Annotated in this window: 23 protein-coding genes; 14 read left to right on the top strand and 9 right to left on the bottom strand. The window is 69.3% G+C overall.

The genetic code is table 11. The features are described 5' to 3' along the window. Positions 1–74: 74 nt before the first annotated feature. The 5 genes from SLW55_RS17550 (at position 75) to SLW55_RS17530 (ending at position 4382) form a co-directional block, all read left to right on the top strand. A complete protein-coding gene (locus tag SLW55_RS17550; protein WP_267104432.1) occupies positions 75–1310 on the top strand; it encodes a histidine kinase in 1236 nt (411 codons plus the stop codon). Next, positions 1307–2086 (top strand): LytTR family DNA-binding domain-containing protein, encoded by a 780-nt coding sequence (locus tag SLW55_RS17545; protein WP_267084415.1) that lies wholly within the window; start codon positions 1307–1309, stop codon positions 2084–2086. Before SLW55_RS17550 ends, SLW55_RS17545 begins: the two co-directional genes overlap by 4 nt. Before the next feature lie 160 nt (positions 2087–2246). After that, the gene (locus SLW55_RS17540) at positions 2247–2561 is read left to right on the top strand and encodes a metalloregulator ArsR/SmtB family transcription factor (protein ID WP_017909067.1); all 315 of its coding nucleotides are present in this window, start codon (positions 2247–2249) and stop codon (positions 2559–2561) included. Positions 2562–2591: 30 nt separating this feature from the next. After that, positions 2592–4022, top strand: a complete 1431-nt coding sequence (locus tag SLW55_RS17535) for a DUF2867 domain-containing protein (RefSeq protein ID WP_295941927.1) — start codon at positions 2592–2594, stop codon at positions 4020–4022. 66 nt (positions 4023–4088) lie between these two features. After that, positions 4089–4382, top strand: a complete 294-nt coding sequence (locus SLW55_RS17530; protein ID WP_017909065.1) for a hypothetical protein — start codon at positions 4089–4091, stop codon at positions 4380–4382. A gap of 371 nt (positions 4383–4753) precedes the next feature. Here the strand turns inward: SLW55_RS17530 and SLW55_RS17525 are convergent, their stop codons facing one another. Next, entirely contained in the window at positions 4754–5416 is a 663-nt protein-coding gene (locus tag SLW55_RS17525; protein WP_267119006.1) for a DUF4349 domain-containing protein, read from the bottom strand. Positions 5417–5835: 419 nt separating this feature from the next. Here SLW55_RS17525 and SLW55_RS17520 point away from each other — a divergent pair, with 419 nt between their 5' ends. Further along, positions 5836–7647 carry a DUF885 domain-containing protein gene (locus SLW55_RS17520; RefSeq protein WP_295941928.1) on the top strand — a complete coding sequence of 604 codons (1812 nt, stop codon included), beginning with the start codon at positions 5836–5838 and terminating at the stop codon, positions 7645–7647. A gap of 498 nt (positions 7648–8145) precedes the next feature. On the opposite strand, the gene queA is transcribed toward SLW55_RS17520, so the two are convergent. Then, entirely contained in the window at positions 8146–9228 is a 1083-nt protein-coding gene (queA, locus tag SLW55_RS17515; RefSeq protein WP_267104395.1) for a tRNA preQ1(34) S-adenosylmethionine ribosyltransferase-isomerase QueA, read from the bottom strand. Positions 9229–9330: 102 nt separating this feature from the next. Beyond that, positions 9331–9762 (bottom strand): Lrp/AsnC family transcriptional regulator, encoded by a 432-nt coding sequence (locus SLW55_RS17510; RefSeq protein WP_017909210.1) that lies wholly within the window; start codon positions 9760–9762, stop codon positions 9331–9333. Positions 9763–9889: 127 nt separating this feature from the next. Here SLW55_RS17510 and SLW55_RS17505 point away from each other — a divergent pair, with 127 nt between their 5' ends. The 4 genes from SLW55_RS17505 to SLW55_RS17490 all read left to right on the top strand — a co-directional run bounded on the left by SLW55_RS17505 (position 9890) and on the right by SLW55_RS17490 (position 16166). Next, positions 9890–11386 (top strand): aminotransferase class III-fold pyridoxal phosphate-dependent enzyme, encoded by a 1497-nt coding sequence (locus SLW55_RS17505; RefSeq protein ID WP_295845989.1) that lies wholly within the window; start codon positions 9890–9892, stop codon positions 11384–11386. A gap of 639 nt (positions 11387–12025) precedes the next feature. Next, the gene (locus SLW55_RS17500; RefSeq protein ID WP_295910456.1) at positions 12026–14320 is read left to right on the top strand and encodes a catecholate siderophore receptor Fiu; all 2295 of its coding nucleotides are present in this window, start codon (positions 12026–12028) and stop codon (positions 14318–14320) included. A 63-nt stretch (positions 14321–14383) separates the two neighbouring features. Continuing rightward, complete coding sequence (locus SLW55_RS17495) at positions 14384–15076, top strand: Fe2+-dependent dioxygenase (protein ID WP_267099345.1); 693 nt, start codon at positions 14384–14386, stop codon at positions 15074–15076. Between the two features lie 169 nt (positions 15077–15245). Next, a complete protein-coding gene (locus SLW55_RS17490; RefSeq protein ID WP_320745510.1) occupies positions 15246–16166 on the top strand; it encodes an FAD:protein FMN transferase in 921 nt (306 codons plus the stop codon). 165 nt (positions 16167–16331) lie between these two features. Here the strand turns inward: SLW55_RS17490 and SLW55_RS17485 are convergent, their stop codons facing one another. The 3 genes from SLW55_RS17485 to SLW55_RS17475 all read right to left on the bottom strand — a co-directional run bounded on the left by SLW55_RS17485 (position 16332) and on the right by SLW55_RS17475 (position 18328). Further along, the gene (locus tag SLW55_RS17485; protein WP_017913796.1) at positions 16332–17024 is read right to left on the bottom strand and encodes a response regulator transcription factor; all 693 of its coding nucleotides are present in this window, start codon (positions 17022–17024) and stop codon (positions 16332–16334) included. Positions 17025–17156: 132 nt separating this feature from the next. Continuing rightward, positions 17157–17765 (bottom strand): HutD family protein, encoded by a 609-nt coding sequence (locus tag SLW55_RS17480; protein WP_148829380.1) that lies wholly within the window; start codon positions 17763–17765, stop codon positions 17157–17159. Positions 17766–17995: 230 nt separating this feature from the next. After that, entirely contained in the window at positions 17996–18328 is a 333-nt protein-coding gene (locus SLW55_RS17475; protein WP_017909203.1) for a ComEA family DNA-binding protein, read from the bottom strand. 204 nt (positions 18329–18532) lie between these two features. On the opposite strand from SLW55_RS17475, the gene SLW55_RS17470 reads away from it, so the two are divergent. The 4 genes from SLW55_RS17470 to murU all read left to right on the top strand — a co-directional run bounded on the left by SLW55_RS17470 (position 18533) and on the right by murU (position 22372). Then, positions 18533–20023: a M20 family metallopeptidase gene (locus SLW55_RS17470; protein WP_017909202.1), complete on the top strand. Its 1491-nt coding sequence runs from the start codon at positions 18533–18535 to the stop codon at positions 20021–20023. Positions 20024–20272: 249 nt separating this feature from the next. After that, on the top strand, positions 20273–20542 hold the full coding sequence (locus tag SLW55_RS17465) for a GlsB/YeaQ/YmgE family stress response membrane protein (RefSeq protein ID WP_010344083.1): 270 nt from the start codon (positions 20273–20275) through the stop codon (positions 20540–20542). Between the two features lie 73 nt (positions 20543–20615). Next, the gene (locus SLW55_RS17460) at positions 20616–21644 is read left to right on the top strand and encodes a phosphotransferase (protein WP_267084409.1); all 1029 of its coding nucleotides are present in this window, start codon (positions 20616–20618) and stop codon (positions 21642–21644) included. Continuing rightward, complete coding sequence (gene murU, locus SLW55_RS17455) at positions 21641–22372, top strand: N-acetylmuramate alpha-1-phosphate uridylyltransferase MurU (protein WP_267118258.1); 732 nt, start codon at positions 21641–21643, stop codon at positions 22370–22372. The genes SLW55_RS17460 and murU overlap by 4 nt, the downstream gene beginning before the upstream one ends. Before the next feature lie 171 nt (positions 22373–22543). Here the strand turns inward: murU and hda are convergent, their stop codons facing one another. From hda to SLW55_RS17440, 3 genes are read right to left on the bottom strand one after another with little or no spacing between them, the layout of a single operon-like run. Beyond that, positions 22544–23263 (bottom strand): DnaA regulatory inactivator Hda, encoded by a 720-nt coding sequence (gene hda / locus SLW55_RS17450; RefSeq protein WP_320745487.1) that lies wholly within the window; start codon positions 23261–23263, stop codon positions 22544–22546. Further along, positions 23260–24429, bottom strand: a complete 1170-nt coding sequence (locus tag SLW55_RS17445; RefSeq protein ID WP_017915780.1) for an AI-2E family transporter — start codon at positions 24427–24429, stop codon at positions 23260–23262. The genes hda and SLW55_RS17445 overlap by 4 nt, the downstream gene beginning before the upstream one ends. Continuing rightward, positions 24426–25529 (bottom strand): DUF2066 domain-containing protein, encoded by a 1104-nt coding sequence (locus SLW55_RS17440; protein WP_017913803.1) that lies wholly within the window; start codon positions 25527–25529, stop codon positions 24426–24428. The genes SLW55_RS17445 and SLW55_RS17440 overlap by 4 nt, the downstream gene beginning before the upstream one ends. Positions 25530–25571 lie beyond the last annotated feature (42 nt).

The following is a 25571-nucleotide window of genomic DNA, read 5'->3' as shown; positions in this document are numbered from 1 at the left end:
CCGATAGGAAGGATTCGCCAGCCGCGAGGGAACAGATTCCCTTGGTGCTGACGTGCCCATCAGGCCGCGTGGCCGTGCGGCTGCAAATCGATTCGGGACGAATCGTCGTTCTCGCGCTCCCAATCGTAGTGCGCGCGCATCGGCGCTTTCCATGGCGTGTCGCTGCGCCTAGGATGCGCCCGTCACCCCTCGGCCATCGCTGGATGAACGTCCGACTCGGCAGTACCGAAATCAGCCTATGGCGCTATGTCGCGCTGTGGACGCTGGTGGCCATGGTGTTCATGCTCCAGAACATCATCAACAACGGTGCGTCTGCCGGCAGGTGGCCTCTGGAGGTGCTCATCCGGTGGTCGCTGATCCAGTGGTACAGCTGGGCCCTCCTGGCGCCCACCGTCTTCCGGCTCGCCGAACGTTTCCCCGTCCGCGGCGCCCAGCGCTTCCACGGGCTTGGCGCGCAGGCAGCCGCAAGCCTGTGCGTGACGTTCGCCGCGATGGTCATCGGCGCGCTGGTCTCCACCCTGTTCGAGCCCAGCGGTTTCGCTGAACAACTGGGGTATTTCCTGGAGCAGCACTTCGCCATCGGGTTGCTGACCTACTGGACCTTGTTCGCGATCCAGCAAGCGCTGCACTTCCACGCCGAGAAGGCCCGGCGCGAGGTGGAAGCCAGCCGTCTGGCCGCCGAACTCGCGCAGTCGCGCCTGCAAGCGCTGAAGAGCCAGCTGCAACCGCATTTCCTGTTCAACACACTGCATGCCATCGTCACCCTGCTGGATGAAGACACCGTCGCCGCCGAGGACATGCTGCTGCGGTTGAGCGAACTGCTGCGCGCCTTCCTGGAAGACTACGACGGCCAGGAAATCACCCTGGAACGCGAACTGGCCCTGCTCGACCTGTATCTCGGCATCCAGCGCAAGCGCTATGGCGAGCGCCTGAGCACGAAGCTCTATGTCGCGCCCGGCACGCTGCACTGCGCAGTGCCCAGCCTGCTGCTGCAACCGCTGGTGGAGAATGCGATCCGCCATGGCATCGGCCAACGTGTCGGCAGCGACCGCATCGAGATCGAGTGCCGACGCGAAGGCGAAACGCTGTCCATCGAAGTGCGCAACGGCAACAGCACGCTGCAGGACAACAGCAGTGCGGGCGGACACGGCATCGGTTTCTCCAATAGCCGCCTGCGGCTGAAGGAACTCTACGGCGACAACGCCGACATCCGGCTCGACATGCTCTATCCGCAGGGCGTGTCCTGCCGTATCCGGCTGCCGTTCCGCGAACTGGACGCCGAGGACGCCCCGGAGCACGTCGCTGCATGAGCATCACGGCGCTGGTCATCGACGACGAGCCGATTGCGCGCCACGCCATCGTGCGACTGCTGCGCGCCGATCCGGATATCGCACTGCTGGGCGAATGCGGCGATGGCGCCTCTGCGGTGATCGCGATCCGCAGCCAGTCGCCCGACCTGGTGTTCCTGGACATCCAGATGCCGGCCATGACCGGCATGGACGTCGTCGCCACGATCGGCGCGGCCAACATGCCGGCGACGATCTTCGTCACCGCCTACGAGCAGTACGCGGTCCGTGCGTTCGAGGCCAATGCGGTGGACTATCTGGTCAAGCCCTTCAGCCGCGAACGCTTCGCCGAGACGTTGCAACGCGCCAAACGACGACTGTCCTTCAGCAGCGGCGCGGGTTCCTTTGTCGAGGCACGCATTCTGCAGACCCTGGATGCGCTGCGCCAACGCGACGACTATCTGCAACGGATTCCGGTACGCGTCGACGAAGCGGTGGTGCTGGTCGCCGTCGAGGACATCGTCTGGATCAAGGCCAGTCGCAACACGGTGCTGATCCACCTGGCCGACCGCACCCATGAACTGCGCGAGACCATGGCCACGCTGGCCGCGCGGCTGGACCCGCGCCACTTCGCCCGCGTGCATCGATCGGCGATCGTCAACCTGCGTCGGGTGAGGGCGATCCACCCCTGGTTCAACGGTCACCACGTGGTCACCATGGAGACGGGGCAGCAACTGCGCATGAGCCGCTACCAGCACGAAGCCTTCCTGCGCCTGGTAACGACGCACAAGGAAGGTTGACGAACGGGGGGGCTGCGCCCGTCACCTCTTCAACACGGCGGCTCTTCTCATGGATGGCGAACCTCCTTGGGGGAAACCGCGTCACCGCGTCGATTCGGCACTTGACATAGACAAGGCAACACGTCATTAATTAACTAATTCGTTAATTAGCTAATCCCCAATGTCCATCGACCGCGTCTTCGAAGCCCTCGCCTCGCGCCCGCGCCGCGAGATCCTGGCCTACCTGTCGGCACAGGAACTCACGGCCGGCGAGATCGGGCAGCGCTTCGCGATGAGCGCGCCGGCGATCTCGCGGCACCTGTCGGTACTGGAAGCGGCCGGGCTGGTGGCGAGCGAGCGTCGCGGCCAGTTCGTGGTCTACCGGCTCACCCCCGACAACCTGGTCAACACCCTCAGCGGTTTCGCCTTCGAGATCTGCCCCAGCGCCGGCCCGCTCAAGCGCGAGTCGCGCAGGCAGGCCAAGCGCACCGCCTGATCCTTCCGCCACGGCAACAGGAGTCCGCCGATGACCGCCGCACCGCTCAGCGAACACGCCGCCGCGCAAACCGGATTCCCCTCGGTGCGCCTGCCCTCCTACAGCGGTGGCTTGCCGGTGGAGGTCATCCTGATCGCCCAGCTCGGCGTCGGCGCCGGCGATCCGCTGATCGCCCAGGCCTGCCTGCGCCAGCGCGCGCATCCGCAGTTCCGCGACGCGCTGGACGAACCCTCGACGCGCCTGGCCGGCACCGATTTCGGCAACGGCGAGTCCACCGCGCTGTACTCGTTCGCGGTCGGCAGCGGCGGCCATCCGTTCCATTGCCATGCCGGGCATCGCATGTTCACCGCGATCACCGGCAGCGGCGGCGCGCTGCTGCGTTTCAGCACCGCGTCGCCGGCACAGCTGGCGGAAGATCCACAGCATTTCCTCGCCGCGCTGCGGCATGTCGAATTGCCCGCCGACTGCCTGTTCAGCGTGCGCTTCGGCGGGGGCACCTGGCACCAGTTCGCGCCGCTGCGCGCGCAGTCGGGGCACCCGGCGTTCTTCGCCCTGTCCTGCCACAGCGACGAAGCCGGCGGCGCGCTGGCCGAGGACGTGCGCGCGCAGGTGCTGGCCGGCACCGCCGATATCGCCACGCTCACCGAATTGCTGCCGGCGCCGGTCGCGACCCTGCTGGCGTCGCCGCAGGCGCAGGGGCTGGCCGTACCGACCGTGCGATTGTCGCTGGCGGCCTCGCCAGGCAGCCGACGCCTGGCCTGGTGCGCCGGCCTGCGCGCCCTCAGCGGGCGCCTGCGGCAGCGGCTGGGTGCCTGGCGGCATCCGGCCGGCTTCGCGGCACTGGCGCCGCGCCTGCCGCGGGCGCGGGTGACGCCGCAGTTGCTGCCCGGCTCGCTGCTCGAACCGCAGCTGCCTGCGCACCATCACCAGGACAGCGTGCGGCTGACGGTGCCGGCGCAGGCGCTGCGGCCGCTGGGTGCGCATGCGCTGATGACGGCGTTGCTGGACGGTTTCCTGCAGCACCCGCCGCGTGGCGTGACATGGCTGATGCGCCTGCGCAACCTGCTGGTGGCGCCGCTGCGGTTGCGCACCTCGCCGCTGGGCTGCCCGGTGTCCTCGCTGCTGTCGCCGCAGCGCGATCAGCTGTTCGCTGGGCGCTTCCCCGTGCTGGCGCAGGCATCATCAGCACAAGCGCGGCGCGTGCAGGTGCTGCTCGGTGCCGACGATCGCCACCTGGTGTTCCGCAGTTGCGTCGGGGTGACGCTGCGCGACGACGGCAGCGCCGAACTGAGCCTGGAAACGCGGGTGACCTGCCGCAACCGCTTCGGGCACCTGTACATGGCGCTGATCGCCGCCGCGCACCGCCGCTACATCGCCCCGACGCTGCTGCGCGCGGCCGCCGAGGCGCTGCTGCCCGTGGCCGAACATGCCGGGCCGGATGCGGTCGCGCCGATGCATTGAGCGCGTCATCACCCCGCCTTAGCCGATGCCTGCCTAGCCTGCGCCTTCCCCCCAAGAGGAAGGCCCATGCCCCAGCTCCGCATCCGCATCACCGGTAGCGAGGACGATGCCCGCGCCATCATCAACCTGCTGTCGAGCCTGGATGGCATCGAACACGTCGAGGAAATCGACGACCTGATGCCGCACATGGACGACGACGATTCCAGTTCCGCCGGCCTGCCCGACGACCAGGGACCGGGCACCCACGAAGTGGAAGTGGAGGCCGGCAACGCCGCCACCGCCCAGAAGGTGCGCGAGGCCGTGGAAGCCCTGGCGTTCGAACTGGACGTGGTCGTGGAGTTCGAACAGGACGAAGGCTGAGGGCCTGCATCCGGGACGTTGCGCCGCATGGCGCAGCGTCCTGGCGTGCCCATGGCCAGCATCCTGGATTTCTAGAGGCGCCAGCCGTGCCTCAGGTACCCGACTTCAAGGCGTCGGGACTGAAGTCCCTCCCACAGTGCTCGCAGCCAATGTATCGCGAGCCCCGGCAGGAGTCGTTTTGCTGTTGCTCAAGCTTGAGGGTCAGACGAGAAGAACGGTAGCAGCCGCTTCAGCCGCGACCCGCCACCCATCGTCGTTCACGGCTCCTGGATGACATGCCACCGTTCCGTCGGCAACGCGTGGCAACACCGCGCGCGCTCACCTCCATCCGCTCCCGCCCGATTTCATCGGACGGGAACCGCGCCTGTCTCCTAGGCCGAACGACGCCGACGTCGGCGCCAGGCGATCAGCCGCCACAGCGCATAGCCGAGCAGCACGAATGGGGCCAACCCCACCACCGCGCGAATCGCCCAGGCGATCGATCCGGCAAAGATTTCGCCGCTGTCGCGCAGCGCCTCGCCGATGTCGCTGCGGCTCCGCTCGGCGGTCGGCGCGGCGAAGGTCAGCGTCACCCGCTGCGTATCCAGGCGCCGGCGCTGCTGTGCGGCTTCCTGGCTGGTGGCGAGCAATTGCGTCTCCACGGCGGCCAGTTTCTCCGACAGCGCGATCATGTCGGCCACGCTGAGATCGCGGCGCTGCTGGAACTCCTGCAGGCGCCGCTGCTCGGCCTGCAGGCGCTGGCGCTGCGCGTCGTTGTCCTGCACCGCCTGCGCCAGATCCTCGGCATGGGTGGTGCGGCTTTCGATCTGGCCGTCCTGGCCCGCCTGCGCGATCAACGGCTCGACCCCGGCCGGCGCGATCCGCACGCTGAGCTCACCGCGCGGCTGCTCGCCGCCGCGCTGCTCGACCTGCAACACCGTGCATGCGCCGAAACTGGATTTCAGGCAGCTTTCCTGGAGTTGCTTGAGGCGTGCGGGAATCTGCGCCACCGGCAATGCCACATCGACCTCGTGCTCATAGGCCAGGGACGGCATGGCGAAAGCGCCGGGACTCGGCGGCGGCGCTGCGACGGCTGCCTCTGCCGCCTGCGCTGCGGCCTCGGCGGCACTGGCCGCGCTACTGGCGGCATCGGCGGAATAGAGATGAGCGGCCGGCAGCGCCGCGCTCTCGCCTCCCCGGCTGCAGGCAGCGATCGACACCGCCAGCGCCAGGGAAGCGCCCCAACGACACCAGCGCCCACGCGCAGGCGCTACGACATCGAGCGTGCCAGCCGCTGCTGCGACGCCATCCGGATCGAACGCGGTGTCGCGTACGACATGGCCACGATGGCGACGTCCCTTGTCCTGCATTGCAGTGCTCCTGAATGGCGAAAGCGTTCAGGGTAATCCAATGGCAGGGGCGCTGGCAGCACGGCGCAGCTACCCTGGTGGATCGACCCACTCCAGGAACCCCGATGCGCAAGCACCTGCTCGCCGCCGCCCTGCTCGCCGCCCTTGCCGGCTGCCAGAAACCCGCCGACGCGCCTGCCGCCAGCACCGCCGCCCCCGGCTCGGCCGCCGCCGCGGTCCCGGCGGCCGACACTGCGTTCGCCGCGCTCTCCAAGCGCGCCGTCGACACCTGGATGCAGCTGTCCCCGGTCGGCGCCACCCAGACCGGCGATCACCGCTACGACAGCGAACTGGACGACCTCAGCGCCGCCGGCCGGCAGAAGAGCCTGGACGCGAGCAAGCAGTTGCTGGCCGAGCTGGACAAGCTCGACGTCACCAAGCTCTCGCGCGAGAACCAGGTGGACGCGGCGATCCTGCGCAACCAGTTGCAGTCGGACATCTGGAACAGCGAGGTGGCACAAGGTTGGGCGACCGATCCGCAGGTCTACAACGGCCTGGCCGGCGGCGCGATCTACGGGCTGATGGCGCGCGAGTTCGCGCCGCTGCCGGAGCGGCTGAAGTCGGCCACCGCGCGCATGGAGAAGATCCCGGCGCTGTTCGCGCAGGCGCGCGCCAACCTGGACCCGGCCCGCGTGTCGGAGATCAGCGCCAAGACCGTGGCCAAGCAGAACCGCGGCATCCTCAGCATCGTCGACAGTTTCATCGTCCCGCACATCCAGGAACTGCCGCAGGCCGACGCGCAGCGCCTGCAGGCGGCGATCGACGGACTGAAGAAGGCCGTGGCCGAACAGCAGACCTGGCTGGACCAGACCCTGGTGCCCAACGCCAAGGGCGACTTCCGCCTCGGCGCGGAGAAGTACGACCAGAAGCTGAAGTTCGCGCTCAACTCCTCGCTGTCGCGCGCCGAGATCAAACAGCGCGCCGAGGCCGAGCTCTCGCGCGTGCGCCAGGACATGTACGGCATCGCCCGCACCGTGCTCAAGGACAAACCCGGTGCGCCGGCCCTGGTCGATGCGCCCAGCGACGAACAGCAGCAGAAGGCGATCGAGGCGGCGCTGGAGCTGGCCTATGCGCAGCATCCGGCGCGCGACAAGGTGGTCGAGGCCGCCAAGGCCTCGCTGGCCGATGCCACCGACTTCGTGCGCAAGAAGGACCTGGTGACCCTGCCCGACGCGCCGGTGGACATCATCCTGATGCCCGAATTCCAACGCGGCGTGGCGGTGGCGTACTGCGATTCGCCCGGTCCGCTGGACAAGAACCTGAAGACCTTCTACGCGGTGTCGCCGATTCCCGACGACTGGACCGCGCAGCAGGCCGACTCGTTCCTGCGCGAGTACAACAGCCGCATGATCCACCTGCTGAGCATCCACGAGGGCGTGCCCGGGCATTACGTGGAAGGCTGGCATTCGGCCAAGTTCCCGTCGACGCTGCGCGGCGTGCTGCGCTCGGGCGTGTTCGCCGAAGGCTGGGCGGTGTACACCGAGCGGATGATGCAGGAGCAGGGTTATCTGAACAACGATCCGCTGTTCCACCTGGTGCAGCTGAAGTTCTACCTGCGCAGCATCGCCAACGCACTGATCGACCAGGGCGTGCACGTGGACGGCTGGAGCAAGGAACAGGCGCTGCATCTGATGGTCCACGACACCTTCCAGCAGCAGAGCGAAGCCGAGGGCAAGTGGGTGCGGGCGCAGCTGACTTCGGCGCAGCTGCCGACCTACTTCGTCGGCGTGCAGGAACACCTGGACCTGCGCAAGGCGATGCAGGACAAGCTCGGCGCCAAGTTCAACCTCAAGGCCTACCACGACCAGGTGCTGTCCTACGGCGCGCCACCGGTGCGGTTCGTGCGCGAACTGATGCTGGACGAGCCGATCAAGTAGTCGGGATTGGGGAGTCGGGATGACGGGCCTGCGGCCGTGGTGAAGCTCTTGAGGATTGGCAAGCACGTCTGGCCCCTGCTGCTGCATGGTCGTTGATACGGGCGCGATACCGTGTCTGCGCGATGCGGGGTTGATGGGCTGTCGCTGCGCGCTGCCTCCCCCTCACCCCAACCCCTCTCCCGGAGGGAGGGGGGCTTTGGCCTCTCTCTTCTCCCCTCGGGAGAAGGTGCCCCGAAGGGGCGGATGAGGGTACGGGCGCCGCCTCGTGCAATCACACGGGTGCAGGCTGGTTTCGCGACGCTTCGCGGTGGCTTGCATTTTGTGCAGCGGCAGGCCAGAGGTGAGGCGCGAGGTCATGCACCGCCAGCGCGGCGATGCCTGCTCATCGGTGCGCGGCGCACGCGTCGTCGATGCGTTCACCGGCTGGGCGTAACAACGCCACCATCTTCGCCAACGCGTTCGATCGACGGCCGCCACGACCGCACGACCTCACGCGGGTCAGCCCACGCGGTCTGCCGGCGTCTCGCTGCTCCACAACAGCATCGCATCGCCGTAGCTGAAGAAGCGGTAGCGCTCGGCGATGGCGTGGCGATAGGCGGCGAAGATGCGCTCGCGGCCGGCGAAGGCCGAGACCATCATCAGCAGTGTGCTCTCGGGCAGATGGAAGTTGGTCACCATCGCGTCGACGCTGCGGATGCGGTAGCCGGGCAGGATGAAGATCTGCGTCTCGCCGGCGAACGGATGCAGTTCGCCGTCCTTGGACGCGCTCTCCAGCGCGCGCACCACCGTGGTCCCCACCGCGATCACGCGGCCGCCGGCCGCACGCGTGCGCCGTACCTGCTCGACCAGGCTGGCGCCGACGTTGAGCCACTCGCGATGCATCTGGTGCTGCTCCAGCGCTTCAACCCGCACCGGCTGGAAGGTGCCGGCACCGACGTGCAGGGTCACATGCCCGACCTCGACCCCGCGCTGCTGCAGCGCCTGCAGCAGCGGCGCGTCGAAATGCAGCCCGGCGGTCGGTGCGGCGACCGCACCGGCCTCGCGCGCGAACACGGTCTGGTAGCGCTCGCGATCGTCCAGGCCCGGCTCGCGGCGGATGTAAGGCGGCAACGGCAAGCGTCCGGCCTGCTGCAGCCAGTGTTCCAGCGCGCCGTCCACATGGAACTGCAACTGGTAGAACTCGCCGTCGCGGCCCAGCACCTCGGCCTCGCCGCCGGCATCCAGCGCGATGCGCGCCCCGGCCTTGGGCGACTTGCTCACGCCAAGTTGCGCGCGCGCGCGCTGGCCGCCGAGCAGCCGTTCGATCAGGATCTCGACCCGCCCGCCGGTGCTTTTCTGCCCGAACAGCCGCGCCGGGATCACCCGCGTGTCGTTGAAGATCAGCAGGTCGCCGGCACGCAGCAACTCGGGCAGGTCGCGCACATGCCCATCGGCGAAGGCCGCCGGCGCCGGCGGCACCAGCAGCAGCCGGCTGGCCGAGCGCTCGGCCAGCGGTTCCTGCGCGATCAGGTCTTCAGGCAGGTCGTAATGGAAATCGGATTTTTTCAAGGCGCCGGGGGAGATCGGGAATGGGCCGGCCATTGTAGCGGCGCCGGGATTGGGCATTCGGGATTGGGGATTCGTTGAAGCAAAGCGGGATCGCGCTCTTGCGAGCCCCACTCCCTAGTCCCCAATCCCGACCTCTCACCGCTCGAACTTGGTGGACAGAATGATCGACGAAGTGGTGCGCTCCACACCATCCAGCGCGCCGATGCGGTCGGTCAGTTCGTCCATGTCGTTGACGCCCGGTACCACGCCGAGCGCGATCAGGTCGAAAGAGCCGCTGACCGAATGCAGCACGCGCACCGCATCGATCTCGCGCAGTGCCTTGACCACCGAGGTCATCTTCTTCGGCAGCACGGTGATCAGGATGTGCGCGCGGATATGGCCCTGTTCGTAGTCGTCGCGGGTGCGCACGGTATAGCCGCAGATCACGCCCTCGCGCTCCAGGCGCTCGATCCGGCTCTGCACGGTGGTCCGCGACACGCCCAGGCGACGGGCGATCTGGGCGGTGGAGGCGCGCGCGTCCTCGCGCAGCAGCGACAGCAGGGCGTCGTCGGAGGCGGTGATCTTCATGACCACCGATTTTCGTCGAATCGACGAAAATGCGTCAATTCCTGCACGGATTCACGCTGCCATTCGACGATCCTGTCCCGATAATAGACAGGATCGTCGCCAGACAGCCCGCCTTCAGGAGATCTCCATGACCGTACTCGGCCCCCTCGCCCCGCTCCGTGCCCACGCCGGCGATCGCCTGACCCATGGCCTGGACGACGCCAGCATCGAGCGCCTGGCGGCCTCGCATCCGTCGCTGCGCGCGGCGATCGACGCGGCCGGTGCGGACTACGCGCGCATCGCCGCGGAGTTCGGCGACCTGCTCGACCTCGACGAGGCCGAGCAGATCCGGCGCCTGCAGGCCGGGTTCGTCAATTTCTACGCCGACGACGCGGTGACCCCGTACGTGGCGTTGAGCGCGCGCGGCCCGTGGGTGGTCACGCTGAAGGGCGCGGTGCTGTACGACGCCGGCGGCTACGGCATGCTCGGCTTCGGCCACACCCCGGAGGCGGTGCTGGAGGCGATGGCGCGGCCGCAGGTGATGGCCAACGTGATGACCCCCAACCTGTCGCAGCTGCGCTTCGAACGCGCGCTGCGTGCGGAGATCGGCCACCGTCGCGGCGGCTGTCCGTACGCCCGCTTCATGTGCCTCAATTCCGGTTCCGAATCGGTGGGCCTGGCCGCGCGCATCGTCGACATCAACGCCAAGCTGCAGACCGATCCGGGCGCACGCCACGCCGGCGCCAAGATCAAGCGCCTGGTGGTCAAGGGCAGCTTCCACGGCCGCACCGACCGGCCCGGCATGTACTCCGACTCCAGCCGCAAGACCTATCTGCAGCACCTGGCCAGCTACCGCGGCGACGATGGGCTGATCGCCATCGCGCCCTACGACGTGGACGCGCTGCGCCGCGCATTCGCCGAGGCCGAGCAGCACGGCTGGTTCATCGAGGCGGTGTTCCTGGAGCCGGTGATGGGCGAAGGCGACCCCGGCCGCGCGCTGCCGCCGGCGTTCTATGCCGCCGCGCGCGAACTGACCCGCACCCACGGCAGCCTGCTGCTGGTCGACTCGATCCAGGCCGGCCTGCGCGCGCACGGCGTGCTGTCGGTGGTGGACTATCCCGGCTTCGAGCAGCTCGACCCGCCGGACCTGGAAACCTATTCGAAGGCGCTCAACGCCGCGCAGTACCCGCTGTCGGTGCTGGCGGTGACCGAGCACGCGGCGCAGGTGTATCGCAAGGGCACCTACGGCAACACCATGACCAGCAACCCGCGCGCGCTCGACGTCGCCACCGCGACCCTGGCGCAGCTGACCCCGCAGGTGCGCGCCAACATCCGCGAGCGCGGCGCCGAGGCGGTGCAGAAGCTGGAGAAGCTCAAGGCCGAACTCGGCGGCGCCATCACCCAGGTCCAGGGCACCGGCCTGCTGTTCTCCTGCGCACTGGCCCCGCAGTACAAGTGCTACGGCGCCGGCTCCACCGAGGAGTGGCTGCGCCAGCACGGCGTCAACGTGATCCACGGCGGCGAGAATTCGCTGCGCTTCACCCCGCACTTCGCGATGGACAGCGAAGAGCTGGATCTGCTGGTCGGGCTGATCGGCCGCGCCCTGCGCGAAGGCCCGCGCGTGGCACAGGCCGCGGCGGCCTGAACCCCGCTGCTTGCGGTGCCGCGGGACGGCGCCGCAAGCGGCCAATCCCGACAGCATTGGCGCGTGCCGCCCTTGCACAGAGGGCGAGTATCGGCCTGGCTTCGTGGTCCGCCGACACTGGCGACGCTCATGGCGACACGCAATCTGGCACTGCACCACCCGCTCCTTCGGCATACGTTGAAACGCACCTGGTGCGACGATCCGGCAGCGACAGTGCGCCGTCGGTACCACGCCATCTCCGGGCAGCATCGGCTGCCTGACACCGGCGCGCCTCTCTACCGCCCCTAGTTCGGACTTCCACCTACCCGCAGCGCCCGTCTGGTCGGCGCTGGCGTCGCGCGCCCGCACGGACGGGCCCCAAACCACTCAGTGCCGGGTCCTTTGGCCGATTGCGCGCCTCGGTCGATGGTCCGCATTTTCTGGCGAGTCCGGCTATCCGAACCGCGGCGGACCGGCACCGATGACAAAGAGATTGCAAACAATTCGTATTTGCATGGAAAATGAATGCGCTGCCTGCATCGCATGCGCGGCAGACACCGTTTCGCCCAGCCGCCCGATCTCGCCGCCGCGGCCGCTCCCACTGGGGGACGGCCGCTGCCCGCGATCGGGGTGCCGCCCCTCCTGCAAACCGAACCGCCCATGACCTCTCCGATCAAGCGCCGCAAACATGCCGTGACCCGCCAGGCCGCCGCACCGACCCTCACCACCGTCGTGCTGCTCGGCGGGCTGAGCCTGCTCTCCCCCGCGCATGCGGACACCGGCGACCAGCCCACCACCCTGGACAAGGTCGACGTGCAGGCCCAGCGCGCCAAGCGCTACCTGGTGGAAGTGCCGGACTCGCCGAAGTTCACCCAGCCGCTGATCGATACCCCGCAGACCCTCAACATCATCGGCAAGGACCTGTTCAACGAACAGGGCGCCACCACCCTCACCGAAGCGCTGCACAACAGCCCGGGCGTGGGCACGTTCTATGTCGGCGAGAACGGCAACACCAGCACCGGCGATGCGATCTACATGCGCGGCTTCGACAGCTCCAGCAGCATCTTCGTCGACGGGTTGCGCGACCTCGGCTCGATCTCGCGCGACGTGTTCAACATCGAGCAGATCGAGGTCGAGAAAGGCCCGGCCGGCACCGACAACGGCCGCAGCGCGCCGACCGGCGCGATCAACCTGGTCAGCAAGCAGGCGCACCTGGACAACGCCAGCAGCGCCACGCTGTCCGGCGGCGACCATGGCCAGCGCCGCGCCACCGCAGACTGGAACCAGGCGCTCGGCGCCAGCAGCGCGCTGCGGTTGAACGTGATGGGCCAGGACAGCGACGCCATCGGCCGCGACCATGTCGCCAACAAGCGCTGGGGCCTGGCCTCGTCGCTGGCGTTCGGCCTGGGCACCGACACGCGCTACCTGCTCGACCTGCTGTACGTGAAGCAGGACAACGTGCCCGACGGCGGCGTGCCCACCCTCGGCCTGCCCGGCTACAGCTCGCCCGACCCCGCACGGCCGTGGCTCGGCGGCGCGGCGCGCGTGGACAGCAGCAACTTCTACGGCACCCGCGACGACCACGACGACGTGACCGCGAAGATGGCGACCTTCCGCATCGAGCACGACGTGTCCGACACGGTCAAGCTGACCAATACCGCGCGCTGGGGCCGCAACGAGCAGGACTACCTGCTGTTCGCGTTCATGCCCAACGCCGCCAACCTGCGCACGCCGAATCCGGCGGATCCTGCGACCTGGACGGTGCTGCGCAGCCTGCCGACCTTCAAGGATCAGCAGTACACCACCCTCGCCGACCAGTTGAACCTGCGCGTGGACTTCGCCACCGGCGCAGTGCAGCACAACCTCAGCACCGGCGTGGAAGCCTCGCGCGAGGAACTGCGCAGCTGGGGCCACAACATCGTCGACCGCGCCGCCTGGCTGGCGGCCAATCCGGCCAACCTCTATGCGCCGGACTGGAACACCACGCCGCTGCGCACCGCGCGCAACGGCGCGCGCAGCCATGGCACCACCACCACCTACTCGGCCTATGCCTTCGACACGCTGAAGTTCGGCGACAGCTTCCTGGTCACCGCCGGAGTGCGCGCGGATCGCTACAAGACCGACTTCGACAGCCTGGTGTGCAGTTCAGCCACCTCCACCGCCGCGCCCTGCACCACCGTGGTCGGCCTGGACACCGACATCGCCGACACGCTGTTCAGCTGGAAACTCGGCGCGGTCTACAAGGCCAACGAGGACGTGAGCGTGTACGCCAACTTCGCCACCTCGCAGCAGCCGCCCGGCGGCAGCACGCTGGAACTGAGCGCCTCGGCCAACAACGCCAACAATCCGCGCTTCGATCCGCAGAAGGCCAAGACCGCCGAAGTCGGCACGAAGTGGAATTTCCTCGACGATGCGCTGTTCGCGACGCTGGCGCTGTTCCGCACCGACGTGAACAACGAGATCGTGCAGGGCAGCGACGGGCTGTACTACCAGAGCGGCGCGAAGCGCGTGCAAGGCATCGAACTGTCGGCGGTGGGCAAGCTGACCGAGCGCTGGTCGCTGTCCAGCGGCTACACCAAGCTGGATGCGCGGGTGCGCCAGGGCACGACCGTCTCGCAGGACGGCAGCCAGGATCTGGCCTACACGCCGGACAGCGCGTTCACTGCCTGGACCACCTATACCCTGCCGTTCGGGCTGACCGTCGGCGGCGGCGTGCGCTACTCGGGCGAGATGAAGCGCGGCCGCGACGGCGCGGTCGGCACGCCGGCGTTCGTGAAGTCGTACACGGTGTGGGATGCGGTGCTGAGCTATCCGGTCAACGACCACGTGGCGCTGCGCCTGAACGCCTACAACCTGTTCGACAAGGACTATGTCGCCGCCATCAACAAGAGCGGCTTCCGCTACACGCCCGGCGCGCCGCGCTCGGTGCTGCTGACTGCCGAGGTCCGCTTCTGAGCGACCGCGCCTGCCAACGCGCGGTGAACGCCCTATCCTGGGCGTCCATCGCCGGAGCGCCCCATGCTGCTGCACATTCCCGACATCCTCAGCGCCGATGAAGTCGCGCGGTTCCGCCAGGCACTGGAGAGCGCCGACTGGGTGGACGGCCGCGAGACCGTCGGCGCGCAGGGCGCGCAGGTCAAGCGCAACCTGCAACTGGCCGACGCCTCGCCGCTGAAGCAGGACCTCGGCCAGGCGGTGCTGAGCGCACTGGCACGCAGCCCGCTGTACTTCGCCGCGGCGCTGCCGCTGCGCACCATCCCGCCGCGCTTCAACCGCTACAGCGGCGGCGGCAGCTACGGCCTGCACGTCGACGGTGCGGTGATGACCCAGGCCGCCACCGCTACGCAGCCGGCGCTGACCGTGCGCAGCGACCTGTCCTGCACCCTGTTCCTGAGTGCGCCGGAGGAGTACGACGGCGGCGAACTGCTGATCCACGACACCTACGGCGAGCATGAGGTCAAGCTGCCCGCCGGCGACCTGATCCTGTATCCGTCCAGCAGCCTGCACCGGGTCGCGCCGGTGACCCGCGGCGCACGCATGGCATCGTTCTTCTGGGTGCAGAGCCTGGTGCGCGACGCCGGCTGGCGGCAGACCCTGTTCGACCTGGACACCGCGATCCAGGCGCTGACCGCCAGCGGCGCGGACGCGGCGGCGCTGCTGCGCCTGACCAACGTCTACCACAACCTGCTGCGCGACTGGTCGGAGACATGAGCGGGCGTGGCGACCGGAACGCCGAACATGCCGCCGGCACACGGTCGCGCAGCGTAGGGCACCTGCGCGCTGCCGTTGTACGGTCGCGCTGCGTCGACGCGTGAGTCGCCCCGCTTCACCGACCGCAGTCCGCGCCAGCGCCGGCATCGCCACGCTGCACGGCAGCAGCATGGGCACGCGCTGGAGCGCCAGGCTGCTGCCGCCCCAACGCAGCGACCTGCACGCATTGCGCGATGCGATCCAGGCGCAGCTCGATCTGGTCGTCGCGCAGATGAGCACGTGGGACGCGCAATCGGATCTCAGCCGCTACAACCGCGCCGACGCCGATACCTGGCATGCCTTGCCCGTCGCGTTCGACACGGTGCTGCGCTGCGCGCTGGAGGTGGCGCAACGCAGCGACGGCGCCTTCGATCCCACGATCGGCGCCGTGGTCGGCGCATGGGGTTTCGGCGCCACCGCCGGAGATCGGCGGGTGCCGGAGCCCGCCGCCCTGCAACAGGCCCGCGCCGCGGGCGACTGGCGCCGGCTGACCGTCGACGACGCGGGCCGCTGGCACCAGCCGGGCGGGCTGCATCTGGATCTGTCGGCGATCGCCAAGGGCTACGGCGTCGACCTGGCAGCGACGGCGCTGCGTGCGCGTGGCGTGGAAAGCGCACTGGCCGAAGTCGGCGGCGATCTCTATGGCTACGGTCGCAAGCCGGACGCGCAGCCGTGGCGGGTGTTGATCGAGGCCGCTGCGGACGAGCAGGTGCATGGCGACGCATCGCCGCGCGCGCTCGCGGTCGACGGCCTGGCGGTGGCCACCTCCGGCGACCGCTGGCACCACTTTGAACAGGACGGACGACGCTATGGACACCTGCTGGATCCGCGTCGCGGCCGACCGATCGCCGCGACGCTGGCCGCGGTGACGGTGGTGGCCGCCGATGCCATGCGTGCCGATGCCTGGGCCACTGCTCTGAGCGTGCTCGGTGTGGAGGCCGGACTGGCCTGCGCCGAGCGCGAAGGACTGGCGGTGCGCTTCCTGGTGCGCCACGACGGCGCAGTGCAGGAACGGCTCAGCAGCGGCTTCGCGGCGTTAGCACGGGGCTGAGCTGAGCGCGGCACGCTGCTCGATGAGCCGCGGCCGGGAGAACACCAGGGCACCGCGCGAGACCTGGCGCCGGCGTGTTCCGGACAACGCGCCGCGACCCGACCGCCACTGCTACGGTTGCGGCTTCGGCCGCGGCGACGCCAGCAACGCCACGCCGTCGCGCCATCAGCGCGACGCCGGCAACCCCATGCGCTGCAGCTCGAACACATAGCCCTTGCCGCGTACCGTGCGGATCCATTGCGGCACCAGCGGGTCGTCGCCGAGCTTCTGGCGCAGCCGCGAGACCTGCAGATCGATGCCGCGGCTGCCCGCAGGCATGCTGGCCTCGCCGTCGCCCAGCGCGGTGCGCAGCGTCTCGCGCGTGAGCACCTCGCCCGGCTGCTCCAGGAACACCGCCATCAGCCGCAGTTCGCCGGGCGACAGCGGGATCGTCCGCCCGTCCGGCGCCACCGCCTGGTGCCGCGCGGCATCGACCTGCCAGCCGCCATGCGCCGCTGCCGGCGGCTGGGTCGCACGCACCCGACGCAGCACCGCGTTGAGCCGCGCCACCAGTTCGCGCAGGTCGGGCGGCCGCACCAGGAAGTCGTCCGCGCCCAGATCCAGCCCGATCACCCGGTCCACCGGCTCGGCGCGGTCGGCCATCATCACGATGGCGATATCGCCGCGGTCGCGCAGCTGCCGGCACAAGCGCAGGCCCTCGGCACCGTCGAGGCCGGCATCGAGCACCACCGCGTCGTAATGCCCGGCCGCCAGTTGCGCCTGCAGGTGCGGCGCACTGTCGGCGTCGTGGGCCTGCAGGTTGAAACACGCCAGGTAATCGCGAATCCGGTCGCGCAAGACCGCGTCCGCGTCCGCCACCAGAATTTTCGCCAACCACCTGTTGTCCGAGAGCACCTGTCGGCTTCCGCTGTACGGCCCGGATGGCCGCGTTCGCGCATTGGACGCGGTCGGCGTCGACGCTGCAAGAGCCGCGCGCGTGGTGGAGCGGGCTCAGTCCGCGGGCGTCGGCAGGGCCTCGATGCGCATCGCCAACACCTCCCCGCCCCCGCTCAAAGCAAAGCGGCGCCTGGCATCGGCGGCCAACCAGGCGCTGTCGCCGGCCGCCAATGGCGGCAGTCCGCTGGCCGCATCGAACTGCGCTTGCCCTGCCAGAAGATGAACGGCCCAGGCGACAGCGGGTTCGGCGAAGAACAGCATCGGCCCGACCAGCGGCCGGTGCAGCAGTTGCGTGCGTAGCCGGTCGCGTCGCCACATGAGGTTGAAATCGTGGGTCGGCCCGTCCAGCAACTCGCCACGCAACGGCCGCTCGCCGGCGAAGCGCAGACGCGCGCAAGGATCCTGCAGCACCTGTTCCTCGCCGTCGTCGAAACGCAGGCGCACGCCGTTGCCACGCAGCAGGACCAGTTCGCGGTCGATCCCGGGGAAAGCTGAGAAGGCGGCATCCTGCTCGATCTCGGCGATGGACAGGCGCAGCACCCAGTCATCGCCGGCGGCCGGCAGTCGCAGGATCTCCCGGGTCCAGCCCAGGCCGTTGCGCCAGCGTTCGCGGCGATACTCATTGGCGGGGATCACCCGCGCGGGCAGCGTGCACCAGTCCATGCGCGCATTCTGCACGATCAAGGCAAGCGGCCGGTCCTTGGCCAGCCCGAATATGCGACGCAGGAGGCGCCATGGCGCCCAAAAAAACATCGCCCGGCTGCACGTCACTGTGCAACGCCGGGCGACGATGTACCTCCCTGTCGGCTTCCTGCCTTCCCCCTTCGCATCCTGCTCAGTGAGGCTGCGGCCGCGCGTCCAGCGCCGGCCCTATCCTTTCGTTGCAAATCCCTTTAACGCCTTTCCACCGGCTTGGCAGCTGCCTGCTTGGCGGCTGTCGGTGCGGGTGCCTTCGTGGCGCCCACATCGATCCGGTCGCGGTTCCGCTCGACCGTCTTGAGTCCGATGCCTTTCACCAGTGCCAGTTCCTCGGCGCTCTTGAAAGGTCCGTGCGCCTGCCGGTAGTCGACGATCGCCTGGGCCTTGGAGGCCCCCACGTTCACCAACACCTGGTCGATTTCCTCCGCTCCAGCGGAGTTGATGTTGACCTTGTCCGCGGCGAGCGCGGAACCGGACAGCATCAGGGCAACGACCAGCGACTTCAGGACCACGATAAAAGACTGCATGGCAACGCTCCTTGTGACTTGGATGGGGACATCGCCGGCCTTTCCTGCCGGCGTTGTCAGCATCGCTCGCCACATGGGTACAGCCTATCGTCGGAACGCGTCACAAACAGCAGGTAAACGGCGCGTCGCCGTGTAGGAAAAACCCTACACGGGCACCGGGGCGTAGAATGGCTGCACACGTGTGCAATCACTTCGGAGCTTTTCATGGACAGTGCCAAGATCGACCGTTTCCTGAGCGAAAAGTGGGATGACGACATCGTCCCGCAACTGGTCGATTACATCCGCATCCCCAACAAATCGCCGATGTTCGACGCCGATTGGGTCGCGCATGGCTACATGGCCGATGCGGTGGCGCTGATGGAGCGCTGGGCGCGCGCGCAGGCGATCCCCGGCCTGCAGGTGGAGGTGGTGCAACTGGAAGGCCGCACCCCGTTGATCTACCTCGAGGTGCCGGCCAGCAGCGACGCGACCGGCGAGGACACCGTGCTGCTGTACGGGCACCTGGACAAGCAGCCGGAAATGACCGGCTGGGACGCCGACCTGGGCCCGTGGACGCCGGTGCTCAAGGGCGACCGCCTGTACGGCCGCGGCGGCGCCGACGACGGCTATGCCCTGTTCGGTTCGCTGGCGGCGATCCAGGCGCTGCAGGACCAGGGCATCCCGCACGCGCGCTGCGTGGTGCTGATCGAGGCCTGCGAGGAATCGGGCAGCTACGACCTGCCCGCCTACGTCGACCATCTGGCGGCGCGGATCGGCAAGCCGTCGCTGGTGGTGTGCCTGGATTCGGGCTGCGGCAACTACGAGCAGCTGTGGTGCACGACCTCGCTGCGCGGCCTGGCCGGCGGCAACTTCAGCGTCAAGGTGCTCAGCGAAGGCGTGCATTCGGGCGACGCCTCCGGCGTGGTGCCGTCGAGCTTCCGCGTGCTGCGCGACCTGCTGTCGCGACTGGAGGACGAGGCCACCGGCAAGATCAAGGTCGACGGCCTGTACGCCGACATCCCCGAGGAGCGGCTGGCGCAGGCGCGCAAGGTCGCCGAGGTGCTGGGCGACGAGGTCTACAGCAAGTTCCCGTTCCTGCCCGGCATGCGGCCGATGCACGAGGACCTGTCCGAGCTGGTGCTCAACCGCACCTGGCGCCCGGCGCTGTCGGTGACCGGCGCCGACGGCCTGCCGCCGCTGGCCTCGGCCGGCAATGTGCTGCGCCCCGAGACCGCGGTGAAGCTGTCGCTGCGCCTGCCGCCGACGCTGGACGGCAAGCACGCCGGCGAACTGCTCAAGGACGTGTTGCTGCGCGATCCGCCGTACGGCGCCGAGGTGTCGCTGGCGCTGGAGAAGTCCTCCTCCGGCTGGAATGCCCCGGCGCAGTCGCCGTGGCTGACCGATGCGATCGAAGCGGCCTCGCAGGCGGCGTTCGGCAAGCCGGCGATGTACATGGGCGAAGGCGGCTCGATCCCGTTCATGGGCATGCTCGGCGAGAAGTTCCCCGGCGCGCAGTTCATGATCACCGGCGTGCTCGGCCCGCATTCCAACGCGCACGGCCCCAACGAGTTCCTGCACATCCCGATGGGCAAGCGGGTGACTGCCTGCGTGTCGCGGGTGATCGCCGCCCACCATGCCGCCAGCCTGCGCGGCGAGACCACCGGCAGCGCGGCGGTGGCCGGCGGCGAGCAGCATGGCGGGCATGGGTGCTGCTGAGGGGGGGGACTGGGGAGTCGGGATTCGGGATTGGCGACGCCGGTTTCCTGAGTGACTGATCCGTCCCCTATTTGCGGTGGGAGAGGCGTCGGCTCCGACGCGGCGCCTTTCCGATGGTGTCATCCGCGCAGCGCGGGCGGCCGCCTTCCATGGGCGTGCCGACTGCGCGGCGTACGCAAGCATCGACGCCATCACAGTCGATCTGGCACGATCCGACGCTGATTCCCTTCCGCGTCCGGAACGCTCTCCATGCACACTCTGTTCGGCAGCGACAGCTGGCTCTACATCATCCTGGTGGGCTTCGTGGTCGGCCTGCTGGCGCGTTTCCTCGGCCCCAGCAGCGGACGCTCCGGCTGTCTGTTCACCGTGTTGCTGGGCATCGCCGGCGCGCTGCTGGCCGGCTGGTTCGGCCACTACATGGGCTGGTACAGCCGTGGCGAGCCGGCGGGCTTCCTCGGTGCGCTGCTCGGCGCCATCGCCCTGCTCGCGCTGTTGCGGCTGTTCTCCAGCAAGCGCTGAGGCACGGCGCGCCGCTCGCCACGGCGGCGGCGCCCGTTTACGCTGTGCGGCTCATTTCCGCCGCAGCCTGCCGATGAGCGCCAGCCCGATGGTTCCCGATGTCCTTGCGGCACGCGCCGCGCAACGCCTGGCCTGGGCGCGCACGGCCCTGGACGACGCACAGGCGACGCTGCAGCGCGCCTCGGTGGACGCCGGCCAGCGCAGCTACTGGCGCAGCCATGGCCAGGGCGTCAGTCGCATCGTGATGGATTCGCCGCCGGACCTGGAAGACGTGCGGCCGTGGCTGCGCATGCACGCGCTGCTGCACGGCGGCGGCGTGCGGGTGCCGACGATCCTGGCGCAGGACGCGGAGGCCGGCTTCCTGCTGCTGGAAGACCTGGGCCAACCGACCCTGGCGCAATGCCTGGACACGAGCACGGCGGACGCGCACTTCGACGCCGCGCTCGGCCAGTTGCTGCGGCTGCAGGCGATCGCGCCGCCGCCAGGCATGGGCGTGTTCGGCGAGGCGCTGCTGCAACGCGACGCGGGACTGTTCGAGGAGTGGTTCCTGCAACGCCACCTGGGCATCACCCTGGATGCCGACGAACGCGCGGCCCTGCACGGCGTGCAGCGCCAGCTCATGGACAACGCGCTGACCCAGCCGCAGGTGCTGGTGCATCGCGACTTCATGCCGCGCAACCTGATGCCGGCGGCCGACGGTCCCGCCGTGCTGGATTTCCAGGACTGCGTGACCGGACCGGTGGCCTACGACCCGGTCAGCCTGTTCAAGGACACCACGGTCAGCTGGCCTTTGGCGCAGGTCGACGCCTGGCTCGCCAGCTATCACGCGCGTGCGCTGCAGGCCGGGATTCCGGTGCCGCCGCTGGCGCAATTCCTGCGCGACGCCGAGTGGATGGGCGTGCAGCGCCACCTGAAGAACCTGGGCATCTTCGCGCGGCTGAACTACCGCGACGGCAAGGCCTGGTACCTGGACAACGTGCCGCGCTTCATCGCCTACCTCGACGAGGCATTGCCGCGGCACCCCAGCCTGCAGCCGCTGGCGCAACTGCTGCAGACGCGGATCAAGCCGGCCCTGGCGCAGCGCGCGGCGGCCGGCGCATGAAGGCGCTGATCTTCGCCGCCGGCCTCGGCGAGCGCATGCGTCCGTTGACCGCGCACACGCCCAAGCCGCTGCTGGCGGTGGGTGGCACGCCGCTGATCGTCTGGCACCTGCGCAAGCTCGCCGCGCTGGGGGTGCGCGAGGTGGTGATCAACACCTCGTGGCTGGCCGAACAGTTCCCGCAGACGCTCGGCGACGGCAGCGCGTTCGGGCTGCGCATCGCCTATTCCTACGAAGGCGCCACCCCGCTGGAAACCGGCGGCGGCATGCTGCACGCGCTGCCGCTGCTCGGCGAGGCGCCGTTCCTGCTGGTCAACGGCGACATCTGGACCGACTTCGATTTCGCCCGACTGGCGCCCGAACCGCCGGGCCTGGCGCAACTGGTGCTGGTGGATCCGCCGGCCTATGCGGCGCACGGCGATTTCGCCCTGCAGGAGGACGGGCACGTGCACAACGCCGGCGACCCGCTGCTCACCTACGCCGGCATCGGCATGTACCGCCCCGCCCTGCTGCGCGACTGGCAGACCATCGCCGCCCCGGCGCCGACCGCGCCGGGCGTGCCGCCCCGCTTCTCGGTGGTGCCGCTGCTGCGTGCGCAGGCCGAACGAGGCCAGCTGCACGGCCTGCACCACCCTGGCCGCTGGACCGACGTGGGGACGCCGCAGCGGCTGGCGGAGTTGGATGAGGGGCTGGGAATGGGGAAACGGGAATCGGGAATCGGGAAAAGCTGATTTCCCGCGAGCTTCGGCAGCCTCAACCACGGCATACGTCGTCGCCCATCATATGTCGTAGGTTCAAATCCTGCCCCCGCAACCATCTTTGTCTGCAGCGGCAACCAGTGCATCGATTGCAAGCTACTTTTTGTTCTTCTGGCTTCTACGTACTGCTTCAGTCCTCGCGCTTCAGCTTTTACCCATTCCCGATTCCCCATTCCCGATTCCCAGCCTCCGCAAAAACGGCACCGTCACCCGCCGCTGCGCCGCCAGCGATTCGCGGTCCAGGCGCTCCAGCAGGCCGATCAGGCCGGCCAGGTCGCGGCCGGCGTGGGTCAGCAGCCAATCGATCGCCGCATCCTCCAGCACCAGGCCGCGGCGCTGGGCGCGCTCGCGCAGCACCGCGGCGCGGCCGGCGTCGTCCAGTGGCGCCAGGGCGATGCGGGTGCACTGCGACAGCCGCGAGCGCAGGTCCGGCAGGCTGAGCGCCAGGCCGTCGGGCATGGCCTGCGCGGTGTACAGCAGGGTCACCCCGGCGCTGCGCGCACGGTTGTGGAAATCGAACAGCGCCACCTCGTCCTCGCGCTGCCCGGCGATCGCTTCCAGGCCGTCGAGGGCGACCAGATCGCGGCCCTCCAATGCTTCCAACGCATCGCGCAGACGGCCGGCGGCGGCCTGCAGCGGCAGGTAGGCGGCGCTGCGCCCGGCCTGCTCGGTGGCCGCGCACAGCGCCAGGGCCAGATGGGTCTTGCCGGTGCCGGCGGGGCCGGACAGGTACACCCAGTCGTCGGCGGCGCCGTCGGCGACCGCCTGCAGCTGCGCCAGCAGTCCGTCCGGCGCGGCCAGATAGCGGTCCAGGCGTTGCTCCGGCGGATAGCGCAGGGCCAACGGCAGTTGCGGCACGCTCACGGCTGGTCGGGGCTGCGCGGCGGCAGTTCGATGATGGTGGTGCGCTCGGTGACCGTATCCAGCAGGATCGCCGACTTCTCGCCCGCGTACAGGTCGCTCTGCCGGTACTGCTCGTGCAGGTAGTGCAGCAGCACGTTGGCCACCGCCGCCACCGGCAGCGCCAGCAGCATGCCGAGGAAGCCGAACAGCTGGCCGCCGGCCATCACCGCGAAGATCACCGCCACCGGATGCAGGCCGATCTTGTCGCCGACGATGCGCGGGGTCAGCACGTAGCTTTCCAGCAACTGGCCGACGGTGAACACCACGCCGACCAGGATCAGCAACTGCAGGTCGAAGCCCTTGGCCTGCACCAGCGCGGCCAACACCGCCAGCAGGATGCCGGTGGTCGCGCCCAGGTACGGGATGAAGCTGATCAGGCCGGCGACGATACCGATCAACAGGCCGAGCTTGAGCCCGACCAGGGTCAGTCCGCCGGCGTAGATCACGCCCAGCGCCAGCATCACCAGGAACTGGCCGCGAATGAACGCGCCCAGCACCTCGTTGGACTGCTGCGCCAGGCGGGTGATGGTGCCGACGTGATTGCGCGGGATGGTGGCGGCCACGCGCGCGACCAGCAGGTCCCAGTCGCGCAGGAAGTAGAAGGTCAGGATCGGCAGCAGCACTAGGTTGACCACCCAGGTCACCATCGCGAAGCCCGAGCGCGACAGGTAGCCGAAGAAGGTCGCGGCGACGCCGCCGGCCTGCTGCCAGTGCCCGCGGATCCAGTCGATCAGCCGCTCCGGATCCAGCCAGCCCATCAGCTCCAGCCCGGTCTTCCGCTCGGCCCACGGGATCGCGGTGCCGATGAACCAGTCGCGCGCCTGCGGCAGCACGTCGATGAAGGTGACGATCTGCCGCTCCAGCATCGGCACCAGGATCACCAGCGCCAGCACCAGCAGCAACACCATCAGCACGAACACCAGGGTCACCGCCATGTTGCGCGAGCGCCCGGCGCGCTCCAGGCGGTCCACCAGCGGGTCGCCGAGCCAGCCGAGCAGCAGCGCCAGCACGAACGGGGTCAGGATCGGCGCCAGCAGCCACACCACCCACAGCACGCCGACGATCACCGCCGTCCATTTCAAGCGGCGCAGGAACAGCGCGATCTCGGCTTCGGGCGACAACGTCATTTCAGGCGGTACTCCGTCGGCTCGCTGTTGAGGATCACCGGACCGTCGACCGGCGCGACCACCGGCTGCAGCGCGCCGTCCGGGCCGAGCATGCGGTTCAGACCGGACACGCCGCTGAGCAGATCCAGATCCAGTTCCAGGCGATCGCCGTCGGCGCGGACCGGCACGATGCGCCGCACCACCGAGGCGTTCTGCAGCGCGGCGGAGGCGCGCAGGTAATCGTCGGCGCTGCGGATGCCGGTGATCACCACCCGGTAGATCCCGGCCGGGCCGGCGCTGACCGCCTTGGCATAACGCTTGACCAGGGCGTCGGCGGCGCCGTCGGCACCGCTGGCCATGGCGCGGCGCGCGTCGGCGTCGCTGGACGACCAGGTCGACAGCACCTTGCCGCTATCGACGAAGGTCCAGTCCGCGGTCCAGCCGCCGGCCTTGCCGCGGTACAGCTTGCCGATCAGTTGCATCGGCGGGCTGTAGCGCGACGAGGCGCTGGCCACCGCCGCGGTGTCCTGGCGCCAGATCGCGCCGGCCAGGGCCTGCTCGGCGGCGTTGCCGGTCGGCAGGCCGAGGCGGAAGCCACGCTCGATCGCACGATCGAGCAGGCTGCGCGCGGCGTTGGACTGCTGCACGCCGACCAGGCGCGGGCCGCTGCCGTCGTCGATGGCCAGCCACACCACCGGCTTGGGCCGCGGCTGCGGCCACACCGGCAGCCCCAGCGCCGCGGCCAGGCCGTCCACGTCCTGCGGGCGGAAGCGCGCCACCAGGATGGTGCGGAAGGTGGGCGCACCGCTCGGCGAGGTGCCCTGGTCCTGGCGGTAGTCGAAGGTGTCGACCAGGTTCTTGGCGTTGCGCAGCGCCTGGGTCACCCCGGGCCGCGACATCACCCCCTTGTCGCCGGAGATCTTGCCCAGCACCACGCCGAGCGCGCGGGACAGGGCACCGTTGCGGTCGGCCTCGCTCTGGCTGTTGACTGGCACCTCGGCATCGTAGGGGCCGGTGGCGCCGGCCACGTCGCCCTCGGTGCGCAGCTCGGCCTGGGCCAGGGCGGTCGCGGCGGGCAGGCACAGCGCGAAAGACAGGAGGAAGGCAAGGCTGCGGCGCATGAAGGGTCCAGTACTCGGCGTATCCGGGGCGAATTGTTGCCC

Source organism: Xanthomonas sp. LF06-19, assembly GCF_034105425.1.
Taxonomy (GTDB): Bacteria; Pseudomonadota; Gammaproteobacteria; order Xanthomonadales; family Xanthomonadaceae; genus Xanthomonas_A; species Xanthomonas_A sontii.
This window is presented reverse-complemented; position numbering and strand designations above follow the sequence as displayed.